General features: G+C 75.9%; 10 protein-coding genes. 3 read left to right on the forward strand and 7 right to left on the reverse strand.

Annotated features, from left to right (window positions below; genetic code table 11):
• Positions 1-508 precede the first annotated feature (508 nt).
• The 5 genes from O4J56_RS30275 to mraZ form a co-directional block, all read right to left on the reverse strand.
• Entirely contained in the window at positions 509-2,080 is a 1,572-nt protein-coding gene (locus O4J56_RS30275; RefSeq protein ID WP_270690551.1) for a UDP-N-acetylmuramoyl-L-alanyl-D-glutamate--2,6-diaminopimelate ligase, read from the reverse strand.
• A gap of 240 nt (positions 2,081-2,320) precedes the next feature.
• Positions 2,321-4,258, reverse strand: coding sequence for a peptidoglycan D,D-transpeptidase FtsI family protein (locus O4J56_RS30280; RefSeq protein WP_270690543.1), 1,938 nt, complete (start codon positions 4,256-4,258; stop codon positions 2,321-2,323).
• Positions 4,259-4,411: 153 nt separating this feature from the next.
• Positions 4,412-4,900, reverse strand: coding sequence for an FtsB/FtsL family cell division protein (locus O4J56_RS30285; RefSeq protein ID WP_270690544.1), 489 nt, complete (start codon positions 4,898-4,900; stop codon positions 4,412-4,414).
• 37 nt (positions 4,901-4,937) lie between these two features.
• Positions 4,938-5,924, reverse strand: coding sequence for a 16S rRNA (cytosine(1402)-N(4))-methyltransferase RsmH (gene rsmH, locus O4J56_RS30290; RefSeq protein ID WP_270690545.1), 987 nt, complete (start codon positions 5,922-5,924; stop codon positions 4,938-4,940).
• A gap of 186 nt (positions 5,925-6,110) precedes the next feature.
• Positions 6,111-6,542 carry a division/cell wall cluster transcriptional repressor MraZ gene (gene mraZ, locus O4J56_RS30295; RefSeq protein ID WP_270690546.1) on the reverse strand — a complete coding sequence of 144 codons (432 nt, stop codon included), beginning with the start codon at positions 6,540-6,542 and terminating at the stop codon, positions 6,111-6,113.
• A 336-nt stretch (positions 6,543-6,878) separates the two neighbouring features.
• On the opposite strand from mraZ, the gene O4J56_RS30300 reads away from it, so the two are divergent.
• From O4J56_RS30300 to O4J56_RS30310, 3 genes are read left to right on the forward strand one after another with little or no spacing between them, the layout of a single operon-like run.
• On the forward strand, positions 6,879-7,871 hold the full coding sequence (locus O4J56_RS30300) for an AAA family ATPase (protein ID WP_270690547.1): 993 nt from the start codon (positions 6,879-6,881) through the stop codon (positions 7,869-7,871).
• 52 nt (positions 7,872-7,923) lie between these two features.
• Positions 7,924-9,108 carry a DUF58 domain-containing protein gene (locus O4J56_RS30305; RefSeq protein WP_270690548.1) on the forward strand — a complete coding sequence of 395 codons (1,185 nt, stop codon included), beginning with the start codon at positions 7,924-7,926 and terminating at the stop codon, positions 9,106-9,108.
• A gap of 8 nt (positions 9,109-9,116) precedes the next feature.
• The gene (locus tag O4J56_RS30310; RefSeq protein ID WP_270690549.1) at positions 9,117-11,459 is read left to right on the forward strand and encodes a transglutaminase family protein; all 2,343 of its coding nucleotides are present in this window, start codon (positions 9,117-9,119) and stop codon (positions 11,457-11,459) included.
• Positions 11,460-11,728: 269 nt separating this feature from the next.
• On the opposite strand, the gene O4J56_RS30315 is transcribed toward O4J56_RS30310, so the two are convergent.
• Together O4J56_RS30315 and O4J56_RS30320 are read right to left on the reverse strand one after the other, a co-directional pair.
• The gene (locus O4J56_RS30315; RefSeq protein ID WP_270690550.1) at positions 11,729-12,121 is read right to left on the reverse strand and encodes a DUF3040 domain-containing protein; all 393 of its coding nucleotides are present in this window, start codon (positions 12,119-12,121) and stop codon (positions 11,729-11,731) included.
• A 407-nt stretch (positions 12,122-12,528) separates the two neighbouring features.
• A complete protein-coding gene (locus O4J56_RS30320; protein ID WP_270690552.1) occupies positions 12,529-13,761 on the reverse strand; it encodes a DNA polymerase IV in 1,233 nt (410 codons plus the stop codon).
• Between the last annotated feature and the right edge of the window lie 250 nt (positions 13,762-14,011).

Genomic DNA, 14,011 nt, shown 5'->3' on the forward strand with positions numbered 1-14,011 from the left:
GCGCCACGAGCGCGCTTGGCCATTCGCCCACCCGGTCGCGCCACTGCCCGGACCGAGAGGGCCCACCGCCCGGCAGGCAGCGCCCGGGAACCGCCCCGCTCACTCCATTGCCGCCCTTTCCAGCGACGATCCGCACGCCGGACGGCCGACGGCGCTGCGGCATGGGCCGCAGACATTCGTCGTCGCCGCCCTCCCACCCGACACTCCGGCGGCCCGCCGCCCGGCCAGGGTCCGTGAGTGGGGTACCAGCCCAGCCGCCCGCCAACCCGGACCGCGAGCGACCAGACGGACGGCACGCAGGGCCGGGGAACCGCACGGCTGTCGCCGTCGCCGCCCATCACGGCGACCACCCGCACGCCGGACGGCCGACGACGCTGCGCCGAGGGCCGCCGACCTTCGTCGTCGCCGCCCTCCCACCCGACACTCCGGCGGCCCGCCGCCCGGCCGGGGTCCGTGAGTGGGGTACCAGCCCAGCCGCTCGACAGCGCTGCGGCAAGGGCCGCCGACCTCAGTCCTTTTCCCTGGCCAGGCGGTGGCGGATGGCCTCCTCCAGGACCTGGGTGTCGTCGAAGGGGAGCACCTCGTCGAGGACCTTCTGGCCCCGCTCGTGGCCCTTGCCCGCCACGACCAGCACGTCGCCGGGGCCCGCCCGGTCGACCGCGAGGGCGATCGCCTCGGCCCGGTCCGGCTCGACCGTGACGCGCGCCCGCTCCCCGCGCGCGACCTTGGCCACGCCCTCCAGCATCGACCCGATGATCACCAGCGGGTCCTCGCTGCGCGGGTTGTCGTCGGTGAGCACCACCGCGTCGGCCAGCCGCGCCGCCGCCTCGCCCATCAGCGGGCGTTTGGAGCGGTCGCGGTCGCCGCCGCAGCCCACCACGATGGTCAGCCGCCCCTCGGTGACCTCCCGCAGGGACCCCAGCACCGCCTCGATCGCGCCCGGCTTGTGCGAGTAGTCCACCATCGCGGTGAAGTCCTGGCCCGCCTCGACGCGCTGCATGCGCCCCGGGACGCCCGCCGCGGCCGCCACGCCCTCGATCGCGGTGTGCACCGGCACCCCCGCCTCCACCAGGCCGACGATGGCCGCCATCGCGTTGGAGACGTTGAACGGCCCGGGCAGGCCCACCGACGCCTCCAGCTCCACGCCGCCGGGGCCCACCACGCGGAAGGTGCTGCCCCGCGAGCCCAGGCGCACGTCCACCGCCCGCCAGTCGGCCTCGGGGTCCCCCTCCGAGGAGAACGTGGTCACCGGCACCTCGCCACCCGCGGCGACCATGTCCACCAGGGCGCGCCCGAACCGGTCGTCCCGGTTGACCACGGCGACCTTGGCGAAGCCCGGGGTGAACAGCTTCGCCTTGGTCTCGAAGTACTCGCGCAGGTCGCTGTGGAAGTCCAGGTGGTCCTGGGACAGGTTGGTGAAGATCGCCACGTCGAAGGTGGTGCCGCCGACCCGGCCCAGGGCCAGCGCGTGGCTGGAGACCTCCATGGCGGTCGCCGCGACGTCCTGCTCCAGCATCGCCGCGAACAGCCCGTGCAGGTCGGTGGCCTCCGGCGTGGTCAGCGCGGACTCGACGCGCTCGCCGCCCACCCGCATCTCCACGGTGCCGATCAGCCCCGGCTTCTCCCCCGCGGCGCGCAGCCCCGACTCCAGCAGGTAGCTGACGCTGGTCTTGCCGCTGGTGCCGGTGGTGCCGATGAGCAGCATCCGGTCGGCCGGGTGGCCGTACACCCAGGCGGAGACCTCCCCCAGCACCGACCGCGGGTCGGCCACGGTCACCACGGGCAGCCGGGTGGCGGCCGCCCGGTCGTAGCCGTCCGGGTCGGTGAGGATCGCGGCGGCGCCGGCCTCCGCCGCCTGGGCGGCGAAGTCGGCCCCGTGCACCTGCGTCCCCGGCAGGGCCGCGTAGAGGTCGCCGGGGCGCACGGCGCGCGAATCGTGGGTGATCCCGGTGATCACCGTCGCGCCGGGGTCGGCGGCCTCCTCGTCCAGGCCCTGGTCGACGCAGGTGACGAACGCGTCGGGGCCGAGGAGGCGGGCCAGCTCGGAGAGCGGGCGGAGCTGCTTGTGGTCGGGTCGCATCACAGGTGGCACGCCGAGAGGCTATCGGCTGTCCGGGGCCCACGGATAATCCACCGCGCGGCGCCGCCGCGGACGCCCCCGGGACCGCTCCGGAGGAGGCCCACCACGGGCCCGCGCAAGCAGGGCCCACGCGGGCCTCGACGGGGCCGGCCTCCCCCGGACACGCACGCGGCCGCCCCGCCACGGGCCCAGGGCCGACCCCGGCCCCGAGCCCGCCGCCGGCCGGCGGGCACCGCGCCGCTACTCGTCCTCGAACAGCTTGATGTTGGGCGGCTCGGTCTCCGACGGCGGGATCTTCAGCGACTTCAGCCCGAACGACATCACGTCCCGGAACAGCGGCCCGGCGGCCTCGCCCCCGTAGTACTCCTTCTGCGGGTTGTGCAGCACCACCTGGACGATGAGCTCCGGGTCGTCGGCGGGCGCGAAGCCCACGAACATCGACGTGTAGCTGCCGCTCTCGTACCGCCCGGTCTCCGGGTCGACCCGGTTGGCGGTGCCGGTCTTGCCCGCCACCCGGTAGCCGTCGATCCGCGCCTGCGTGGCGGTGCCCTGGTCCCCGGTGACGGCCTCCAGCATCAGCTTCAGCTCGTCGGCGGTCTCCTTGCTGACCACCCGCTCCTTGCGGGGCTCGTCGGAGGGCTGGAACTCCCCGTCGGCGTCGACGGTGCCCGCCACCAGGCTGGGCTCCACCCGCACGCCGTCGTTGGCGATGGTGGCGTACACGCTGGCCATCTGCACCGCGGTCACCGACAGCCCCTGCCCGAAGGAGATCGACGCCAGCTGGGTGCCCCACCAGTCGTCCGGGTGCTTGAGCACCCCGGACTCCTCCCCGGGCAGGTCCAGCCCGGTCGGGCGGCCGAACCCGAACTTGCCCAGGTAGTCGTAGAGCCCCTGGGCGCCGAGCTGCTGGGCCACCTTGATGGTGCCCACGTTGGACGACTGGGCGATGATGCCGTTGAGCGTCATCCGCTCGGTGTCGTGCACGTGGGAGTCCTTGAACGTGCGGTCGTAGACCTCCATGGAGTAGGGCACCGTGTACACGGTCTCCGGGCTGGTCTTGCCCTCCTCCAGCGCCGCCGCGGCGGTGATCACCTTGTTGGTGCTGCCGGGCTCGAACACCTCCGAGACCGCCCCGTTCTTCCGGTTCTCGGGGTCGGTGTCGGCGATGTCGGAGGGATCGTAGGTGGGGTAGTCGGCCATGGCCACGATCTCGCCGGTGGGGCGCATCGCGATGATGCTGCCGCCCTGGGCGCCGAGCTTCTCGGCGCGCTCGGCCAGCGCCTGCTGGGCGTACCACTGCACGTCCTGGTCGAGGGTGAGCCGCACGTCCTTGCCGGGCACCGGCTCCCGGGCGTACCCGCCGGCCATGGGGATCTGGGTGCCGGTGGCGCCCATCTCCACCTGCTGCTTGCCCGGCCGCCCGGCCAGGGTGGAGTCCAGCACGGCCTCCATCCCCTCCAGCCCGGCGCCGTCGGAGCCGACGAACCCGACCAGGTCGGCGGCGCCGGACTCCTCCGGGTAGACGCGCTTGTAGTCCTTCTGCGCGCCGACCCCCTGCAGGCCCAGCTCGGACAGGTCCTCCCAGTCGTCCGGGGGCACCTCGCGCTTGACCACCTTGTACCGCTCGGGGGCGGCGTCGACCTTCTCGGCCACCTCGTCGGGGTCCAGGTCGAACCGGGAGGACAGCTCGGAGACGACCTTGTCGCGCTCGTCGTCGCGGATCTCCTCGGGGTCGACGAAGACGGTGCGCACCTCCACCGACAGGGCGAAGGGGGAGCCGTCGGCGTCGGTGATGGCGCCCCGGGTGGTGGGGATGTCGATGGTGGCCATGCGCGACCCGGCGGCCTGCTCGGCGTAGGTGGCGGCGTTGATGCCCTGGATGTAGACCAGGCGGCCGGTGAAGAGCACCATCACCACGGCCATGATCATCACCGCGATGCGCAGCCGCCGCTGCGGGTCGCCGCGGCGGAACCGGCGCCGCAGCAGCGGCGAGGGGGGCGGTGGGCCGCCGCCCGGCCGGGACCGGGTCGCGGGGCGGCGGCGCGGGGGCTCCTGGCCGGCGGGGCGGCGGGGGCGGGCGGCCGCGCCGCGGGGGCGGTCGGGGCGCCCTCCGCGCGGCGCGGGGCCGCGCGCGGGCCGCCGCGGGTCGCGGGGGCGCCCGTCACGGGACGGGCTCACCGGCGGCCCTCCGCTCCGCCTCTGCCGCCTCTGCGGCGTCGACTCGCTCTCACCTGCCGTCCTCTCCGTGTCCCCGGTGTCGGTGTCTCCGGAGCGCGGCGCGGCCGCGCCCCCGGTGTGCGTGCGCCGCGCCCGCCCGGGGCGCGGCGGGCGTCATCGGCCGTCCCCGGAGGCCCCGCCGGAGCCCTCGCCGCCCTCGCCGCTGACGCGGCCCTCGTCGGTGTAGAGGAAGCCGGGGGCCTCGCCCTGCTCCATGCCCATGCCCTCGGCCTCGCGGGCGATCCGCTCGGGCGACTCCAGGTGGACGACCTCCTCCTGGAGGCTCTCCTGGCGGTTGATCAGCTCGCTGTTCTCGGCCTGCAGCCGCGCGATGGTGAAGGAGTCCTCCACCAGCACGGTGCGCAGCGCCAGGAGGCTGATCAGCGCTCCGGCCAGCAGCCCCAGCACCAGCAGCACGAACGGCATGCGCGGGGCGCGCGCCGGTGCGGCCGGGCGGCGGGGCGCGCGGGCGGTGCCGGTGGTGCGCGGGGCCTGCCCGCGCTCCGCCGGGCGGGTGCGCGTCGGTGCGGCGGCACGGCCGGTGCGCGCGCCGCCTGCGGGCGCGCTCCCGCCGCGGGTGGCGCCCCGGGTGGTCGTGGTCATCTCCTGCCCTCCCTCTACCGGTCCTGGCGGCGCCCGCTCAGCGCCGGCGCGTCCGCTCGGCGGCCCTCAGGCGCGCCGAGGCGGCCCGGGGGTTGCGCTCGCTCTCCTGCTCGTCGGGGGTCTCGCCGCCCCGGGTCAGCAGGCGCAGCTCGGGCTGCCGGTCGGGAAGGGGGACCGGCAGGTCGGGCGGCGTGGTGTCCTTGGCCCGCGCCGCGAGCGCCCGCTTGGTCATGCGGTCTTCGAGGGAGTGGTAGGACAGCACGGCGATGCGCCCGCCCACGGCCAGGCGGTCGATCGCGGCCGGGAGCGCGCGCTCCAGGATCGACAGCTCGCCGTTGACCTCGATGCGCAGCGCCTGGAAGGTGCGCTTGGCGGGGTTGCCGCCGGTGCGGCGGGTGGCCGCCGGGATCGACTCGCGGACGAGGTCGGCCAGGCGGCGCGTGGAGGTGATGGGGGCGGCGGCGCGCTCGCGGACGATCGCCTGGGCGATGCGCCCGGCGAACCGCTCCTCGCCGTAGTCGCGCAGGATCCGGGTGAGGTCGGCGGCCGGGTAGCCGTTGACGACCTCCTCGGCGGTGAGCCCCTGGGTGCGGTCCATCCGCATGTCCAGGGGGGCGTCGTAGGAGTAGGCGAAGCCGCGGCCGGCCTCGTCCAGCTGGGGGGAGGACACGCCCAGGTCGAGCAGGACCGCCTGGGCCTCGGGGATGCCCAGGCCGTCGAGGACCCGGGGCAGGGCGTCGTACTCGGCGTGGGCGAACTCCACCCGGTCGGCGTAGGGGGCCAGGCGGGCGCGGCTGCGGTCCAGGGCGGTGGTGTCCCGGTCGATGCCGACCAGGCGCAGGCCCGGGTGCGCGGCGAGCAGGGCCTCGGCGTGCCCGCCCAGGCCCAGGGTGCCGTCGACGACGACGGCGCCGGGCTCCTCCAGCGCCGGGCGCAGCAGCTCGGCGATGCGCTCCAGCATCACCGGCACGTGCGCGGCGCGCCCGTCCTCTCCGGCGCCCGTCCCGGCGTCGGTGTCCCCCATCAGCACAGCTCCCCCTGCGTCGTGCGTACCGCCCGCGGCGGTCCCCCCGTCCGCCCGCGCCCGGACGGGCCTTCAGACGCGGGGGCCACCTGGCGCCGGGGAAGTCACGTCAGCTGGCACCGGTCCGCATCTGAAGGCCGGGGGTCCAGGCGGGGCCGTGGTGAGATCGGGATCGGGCGCCGCTGCTCACAGCACCCCCGGCAACACCTCCTCGGAGAGTTCCGCGAACGCCTGCTCCTGCTCGGCCTCGTAGTCGGCCCAGGCGCCGGCGCCCCAGATCTCCAGGCGCGTGTTGGCCCCGATGACGACGCACTCCCGCTCCAGCCCCGCGTATTTGCGCAGGGCGGGCGGGACGGTGATCCGTCCCTGCTTGTCGGGGACCTCGTCGGACGCGCTGGCGAACAGGACGCGGCTGTAGTCGCGCACCGCCTTGGCGGTGACGGGCGCCGTCCGGAGGTTCTCGGTGACCCGCTGGAACTCGTCCACGGGAAAGGCGTAGAGGCAGCGCTCCTGGCCCTTCGTGATCACCAGTCCCCCCGACAGTTCGTCGCGGTACTTCGCCGGAAGGAACAGCCGCCCCTTCTCATCGAGGCGCAGGGAGTGCGTGCCGAGGAACACCGGCCCCACCTCCCAAGCCCCGGTGGAGCAGTCTCCTCCTCCACGATGCCCCACTGTACTCCACTCTTCCCCACCGTCAACAGTTCCAATCCCGCTTCGACGGCATTTCGGCCCACAAACACGCAGGTCAGGGCGGGTGGGGCGGAGTGGGGGGCGTGGGGAGGGCGCGGTGGGGCGGCGCGGATCACCCTCCGCCTGGGGCCGGCCGGGCCGCCGGCGGATCGACCCGTTTAGGTTTGCTTTCCTCCCTTTTCCTTCTAGCCTCAATTCCGCGGCGCCCTCCTCTCCCCCCGGGCGCGCGCGTATCCGACGGCCGCTCCACCGGGAAGGGGACACGTGTCACTCGGCACCCACCACAACGGCCGGGGCCGCCCGGCGCCGGGGGCGGCCGGCCCGCTTCCGGAGGCCGCGGCCCGCATCCGCCAGGCGGTCGCGTCGGTGATCGAAGGCAAGCCCGAGGTCGTGCGGATGGCGCTGACCGTCCTGCTGGCCGAGGGGCACCTGCTGATCGAGGACGTGCCCGGGGTCGGCAAGACCATGCTGGCCAAGGCGCTGGGCAGGGCGGTGGACTGCTCGGTCCAGCGCGTCCAGTTCACCCCGGACCTGCTGCCCGGCGACATCACCGGCGTCAGCGTCTACCACCAGGAGACCGGCGAGTTCGAGTTCAACCCCGGCCCGGTCTTCGCTAACATCGTGCTCGGCGACGAGATCAACCGCGCCTCCCCCAAGACCCAGTCGGCGCTGCTGGAGTGCATGGAGGAGATGCAGGTCAGCGTGGACGGAACCCCGCGCCCTCTGGAGCGGCCCTTCATGGTGGTGGCCACCCAGAACCCGGGCGACATGGAGGGCACCTACCCGCTGCCCGAGGCCCAGCGCGACCGGTTCATGGCGCGCATCGCGGTCGGCTACCCCGCCCCCCAGGCCGAGCTGGACATGATCGACATGCACGGGGCCGACGAGCCGCTGGAGCGGCTCGCCCCGGCCGCGTCGGTGGCCGAGGTGCGGTCGATGGTGGAGCAGGTGCGCACGGTGCACGTCGCCCCCGGAGTGCGCCGGTACGTGGTGGACCTGGTGGGCGCCACCCGCACCTCCCCCGCCCTGCGGCTGGGCGCCTCCCCGCGCGCCACCCTGCACCTGGTGCGGGCGGCGCGGGCCTACGCCGCCCTGGAGGGCCGCGGCTACGTCGTGCCCGACGACGTGCAGGCCCTGGCGGTGCCGGTGCTGGCCCACCGGCTGCTGCTGGCGCCCGAGGCGCGGGTGGAGCGCCGCACCGCCGAGCAGGTCGTCGCCGACCTGGTGGCGCGCCTGCCCATCCCCAGTCCCCGCTGACACCGGGCCCACCGCGCCCGGCCCCCGCTGAGAGGTGAGCCCCCTGCACGCCGTGACCGCCCGAGGTACGGGACTGCTCGTGTTCGGCGCGCTCCTCCTGGGCGCCGGGCTGTTCGTCGGCGAGCGCACGCTCGTCGCCGCGGGGGTCCTGCTGCTCGCGCTGCCCCTGCTGTCGCTGCTGTCCCTGGCGGGCGTCGGGCGGTCGCTGGTGCACAGCCGCACCCTGCGCCCGCCCCGGGTCGCCGCCGGGTCCCAGGCGCTGGTCATGGTCCGGGTGGCCAACGCGAGCGCGGTGCGCCCCGTCGGCGGGGTGCTGGCCGAGGACGCCCTGGCGCCCGGGCTGGGCGAGGCGCCCCGGTTCCGGGTCGGGCTGCTCCCCCCGCGCGGCGCGCACGACATGGCCTACCGGGTCGAGGCGGCCCGGCGCGGTCTGCACCCGGTCGGGCCGCTGCGGGTGACCGTGGCCGACCCGCTGGGGTGCGCCCGGGTGCGCAGGACGCTGGGCGGGCCCGAGTCGCTGCTGGTCACCCCGCGCGTGGTGGCGCTGGGGCCGGACGGGCCGCACGGCGGGGCCGCCGAGCTGGGCGACAGCCCGACGCGGTCGATGGCGGCCGGCGGCGAGGACGACCCGGTCCCCCGGCCCTACCAGCGCGGCGACGACCTGCGGCGGGTGCACTGGCGCAGCACGGCCCGGCACGGGTCGCTGATGGTGCGCCGCGAGGAGGCCCACCACGCCGAGGACGCCGACGTGCTCGTGGACATGCGCGCGGCCGGCGCCTCCGACCCGGGCCTGGAGACCGCGGTGGGCGCGGCCGCGTCCGTGGCGGTGCACCTGCAGGCGCGGGGGCGCCGGGTGCGGGTCGTCACCGGGGCGGGCCGGATCGCCGAGGCCGACAGGGCCCACGGCGGTGCGGCGCGCCTGGTGGAGGCGCTGGCGCTGGCCCCGGAGGCGGCCCCGGACGCGGCGGGGCCCTGGGCCCTGGCCGGCGCCGACCCGGGGGGAGGCCCCCTGGTCGCGGTGGCCGGCGCCCTCGGCGCGGCCGACGCGGCGGCGCTGGCGGCGGTCGGCGGCGACCGGGAGCGGGTGGCGGTGCTGTGCGCCCCGGACGCCCCGGGGGCCGCCGACGCCGCCTCCGCGCTCGCCCGGTCCGGCTGGAGGGTGCTGCAGGTGCGCACGCTCGACGAGCTGCCCGCCGCCTGGGCGGCCCTTTCGACCGCGGCGGGAGGCGTCCGATGAGGGCCCGGGTGCGTGCGGCCGTCCTGACGCTCGTGGCCGCCGCCGCGGTGCTGTGCTCGCTCCCGCTGCTGGCGTCGCTGTTCAGTGGGCCGGGGTGGGCCGGGGCCGCGGTCACCGTGGTCGTCCTGATGGCGCTGGCCGGTGCGGTGCTGCGCGCCGTGCCGCGCGCCGCGCCCGCCGCTCCCCCGGCCCAGGTGCTGGTGGCGGTGCTCGCGCTGAGCGCGCTGGCCGCGCCCCGGGAGGCGTTCCTGGGGCTGTTCCCCACCGGGGGCACCATCGAGCGGGCCGTCGAGATGTTCGCGCAGGGGCGGGCCGAGATCGACGCCAGCCCGCCGCCGATCGACGGCACGCCCGCCATGGCCCTGATCGTCGCCGTCGGCGTCGCCCTGGTGGCGCTGATCGCCGACCTGTTCACCGTGGTGGCGCGCACGCCCGCGATGGTCGGGCTGCCGGTGGCCTCCTTCGCGGCGATCCCGCTGACCGTCGACGACTCCGGGGTGGGAGCGGGCGCGTTCGCCCTGGCCGCCGGGGGGTACGTGGCACTGCTGGCCGCCGACGGGCTGCTGCGCGGCGGGGAGGGCCCACCCGGTTCGCCCGTGGCGGCGGGCGGCCCCTCGCGCGCGGCCGGCGCGGCGGGGCACACGGTGGCGGGGGTCGGTGCCGCCGCCGGAGCGCTGGTGCTGGCGCTCCTGGTGCCGCTGGCGGTGCCGGGCCTGGCGGACGGGCAGGTGCACCGGCTGGCCGACCCGTCCCGGTTCGGCCAGGAGGTCGTCACCACCCAGCACCCGCTGGTATCGCTGCGCCGGGACCTGGCCTCGCGGTCGGACTCGGTGGTGCTGGAGTACACCACCACCGAGGACTCCCCCGCCTACCTGCGCACCTACGCGCTGGACGCCTTCGACGGCACCGACTGGACGATGGAGCCGGTGCACACCGAGGACGGCGCCGTGGTCGACGGGGAGCTGCCCCGGCCGCCGGGGCTGAGCACCGCGCTGTCGCCCCGGGAGGTCGACACGGAGGTGCGGCTGGAGCAGGCGCCCCGGGAGGCCGGGTTCCTGCCGCTGCCGTACCCGGCGCGGGGCGTCGACATCGGCGGCGAGTGGTACGCCGACCCCGAGTCGCTGATGGTGTACAGCATCGAGGACCAGGACGTCGGCGCCCGGTACACGGTCACCAGCCTGGCCCCGCCCGCCCCGGCCGAGGTGGCCGAGCGGGGTGCCGCGCCGCGGGTCGACGGCCGGTTCACGGAGGTGCCCGGCGGTGTGGACCCGCGGGTGGCGGAACTGGCGGCGTCGGAGACCGAGGGGGCCGAGGGGCCGCTGGCCCAGGCGGTCGCCCTGCAGGAGTGGTTCACCTCCCAGAACAGGTTCACCTACTCCCTGGACCCGCCGGAGGTGCCCGAGGGGGGCGACCCGCTGGCGTCCTTCCTCTTCGAGGACCGGGTGGGCTACTGCGAGCAGTTCGCCGCCGCGATGGCGGTGATGGCCCGCACGCTGGACATCCCGGCCCGTGTGGCGGTCGGGTACACGTCGGGCCGCCAGGTGGGCGGGGACCGGTGGGAGGTGCGTGAGTCCGACGCGCACGCCTGGCCGGAGCTGTACTTCGAGGGGGTGGGCTGGCTGCGGTTCGAGCCGACGCCCTCATCGGGAGGCGGGCAGGGGTCGGCGACGGTGCCCGGCTACGCCGCCCCCGAGGCGCTGGAGGAGCCGGACGAGCCGGGGGCGGCGCCGTCGCCGGACCGCCCCGAGGAGGAGACCCCCGAGCCCGACTCCCCGGAGGAGACCGAGGAGCCGGAGGACGAGGAGGAGCCGCAGGCCGGCGGCGCCGCGGAGCCGGAGGACCCGCAGGGCGGCGCAGGCGTGCCCGAGTGGTCGGGCACCGCGGCGGCGGCCGCCGGTGCGGTGGCCGGGGCGCTGGTGCTGCTGCTGGTCCCGGCGGCGGTGCGCACGGTGGTGCGGCGCTCGCGGGTGGCCCGGGCGGGCGGCGGGTCCGCGGAGGCGGCGGCCGCCGCCTGGCGGGAGGTGCGCGCGCTCGCGGTCGACCTGGGACTGCGCTGGACGCCCGCGGAGTCGCCGCGGGCGGCCGCCGGCAGGCTCGGCGAGGAGTGCGGCCTGGCGGAGGCGGATGCCGAGGCGCTGCGGAGGCTGGCCCTGGCGGAGGAGGCGGCGCGCTACGCCCCGTCCCCGGCGGCGGCACCGCCGGGAGCCCTCGTGGCCGATCTGAGGAGGGCGAGCGCCGCGATGCGGCGCTCGCGCGGGCGGGGGACGCGCGCGCGGGCGGTGCTGCTGCCCCGTTCGCTGATGGAGTCCGGAGCCGCACGCGGCAAGCCGGAGGCGGCGGCCACGGCATAGAGCCCGCACGGACAGGCGGGTGTGCACCGCGTTGATCTCGGGAGAAACGACGCTTCCGGGCCGTTCTTAGGGGCGCATTTCCCGAGATCAACGAGGCGGGGCGGTGCTCGGCGGCGGGGCGCCCGTGTGCCGTCGCCCGGACATGCGAGAAGGCGCGCCCCCCCCGGGTGGGGCGCGCCGGCTCGCGTCGTCGTCCAGCTACGGCTGCGCAGTCCGGTCCGTCGGTGCGGGTTCCGGCCGCGGCCGGGCGGCGGCGCCGTGGAAGACGGTCAGCCGTCGCCTTCCTGGCGGCGGCGCCAGCGCTCCTCGAAGCGGTTCATCATGCCGGGCTTCTGCTGCCGGGGCTGCTTGGCCTGGGCCTGGGGAGCGTTCCCCCCGCCCTCGGTACCGCCGGAGCCCTTGCGCCAGCCCGACAGCCCCCACAGGGCGCAGGCGAGCATGATCAGGAACCCCAGGGCGCCCACCACCGGCTGCTGCAGGATCATTCCGCCCATCAGGACGGCGATCCCCAGGACGAAGCCGATGGACGCCTTGATGATCCAGCGCTTGTAGTGGACCGCGGGGTTCGTGTGTCGAACGGTGTTCGCGAACTTCGGGTCCTCGGCATACAGCGCCTGCTCGATCTGGTCGAGCATTCGCTGCTCGTGTTCAGAGAGCGGCACGGCGCCTCCCAAAGACAGTCCCCGGTTGGGGCGACGGGTACTGAACGACGGTCTGTTGGTCAGTGATATGCCCAGAATACGGTGCCTTGGCGCCTACTGGAAAGAAGCGCTGAGCCTGTAGCCGTCCCACATCGGTCACATTACCCTCACCGTCTAAGCTCCACACCGGTACGGTCACCCCGCTTCCGCTGCTCCTCCGGCCCTGTGGGCGATCCGGCCCGGACCGACCGCCGGGTGTCCCTCCATTGTTCCCCCGGTGCCGTCCGGCAACCCGGTGCCGATCGGACGCCGTCGCATGGACCAACGCCCGGTGTCGGCTGAACGTACGGTCCGACGCGAAAGTGCCGGGATCCGTTCCCTTCTCCGCGCGATTTCCCGCTCCCCCGGCGTCTCGCCCCCGCCCCGGGTCACGCCTCGTCGTCCCGGCGTTCGGCGAGGCTGGCCGGCCGCAGCGCGCCGTTGCCGAAGCGCTCGGCCACGGCGTCCATCACCCGCTCGGCATCGCGCCAGCCCCGCTCCGGCTCGTCCAGGGTGGGCTGGTGATGGGCCTCGGAGGCGGGCATGACCCCTTCGATGCGCACCCCGACCAGGCGCAGGCGCACCCGGTCCATCCCGGCGGCGGCGTAGAGCTCGCGGGCCACGGCGCTGATGTCCCGCGCGACGTCGGTCGGGTCGGGCAGGGTCCGCGAGCGCGTCACGGTGGTGAAGTCGGCCCGGCGCAGCTTCACCACCACGGTGCGTCCCACCTGGCCGGAGGCCCGCAGCCGGCGGGCGGTCTTCTCCGACAGGCGCAGCAGCTCGCGGCGGATCGCCGCGGGGTCGTCCACGTCGGAGGGGAAGGTCTCCTCGGCGCCGATGCTCTTGTCCGGGGAGGACGGCACCACGCGCCGGGGGTCGTTCCCCCGGGACAGGTCGGCGAGCTGCTCGCCCAGGGCCCGGCCGAGCTCGGCGCGGAGCGTGTCCCGCGGTACACGGGCGACGTCGCCGACGGTGCGCAGGCCCAGGCGGGCGAGGGACCGCTCGGTCTTCTCCCCCACCCCGGCCAGCGCGCCGACCGGCATGGGCTCGAGGAAGGAGGCGACGTTGCGGGTGGGCACCAGCAGCAGCCCGTCGGGCTTGCAGCGGGTGGAGGCGAGCTTGGCGGCGAACTTGGTGGAGGCGATGCCGACCGAACAGGTCAGCCGCTGCTCGGTGCGGACCCGCTCGCGGATGTGCTCGGCGATGCGCACCGCCCCGCCCAGGCGCCGGCGCGCCCCGGAGACGTCGAGGAAGGCCTCGTCGAGGGAGAGCGGCTCCACCTCGGGGGTGACCGAGCGGAACACGTCCATGACCGCCTCGGACACCTGCCGGTAGGCGGCGCCGTCGGGCGGGAAGACCACGGCGTCGGGGCACATGCGCAGCGCGCGCACCATGGGCATCGCCGAGTGCACGCCGAAGGTGCGGGCCAGGTAGTTGGCGGACGAGACGACGCCCCGGGGGCCGGTGCCGCCGACGATCACGGGCCTGCCCCGCACCTCGGGGTGCTCCAGCTCCTCGACGCTGGCGAAGAAGGCGTCCATGTCGATGTGGAGGATGCCGCAGTCGTCCTCGTCCTCGGGCCGGGCGGCGCTCAGCGGCTCGATGCCGTCGGCGCCGACCATCCCCCGGACGGGCTCGCCCCGCTCAAGCTGCCGTCGGCTCATGTGTCCAGTGTGCCCGCAGATCCGCCCACCCTGTGACGGCGAAGGCACGACAGAGCCGTCGGCGGCCCACACGGCAGCGTCGTCGGGTGGCGGGCGTGCGGATGGTCACCGTGAGGGGCGGCGACGGCGGAAGCGGGCGGTTCCCCGGCCCCGCCCGCCGGGCGCGAGGTCCCTAACTTTCCGGGCGGGCGGGCGGATGGGCAGGTAC

This window comes from Nocardiopsis endophytica (genome assembly GCF_027706725.1).
Classification (GTDB): Bacteria; Actinomycetota; Actinomycetes; order Streptosporangiales; family Streptosporangiaceae; genus Nocardiopsis_A; species Nocardiopsis_A endophytica.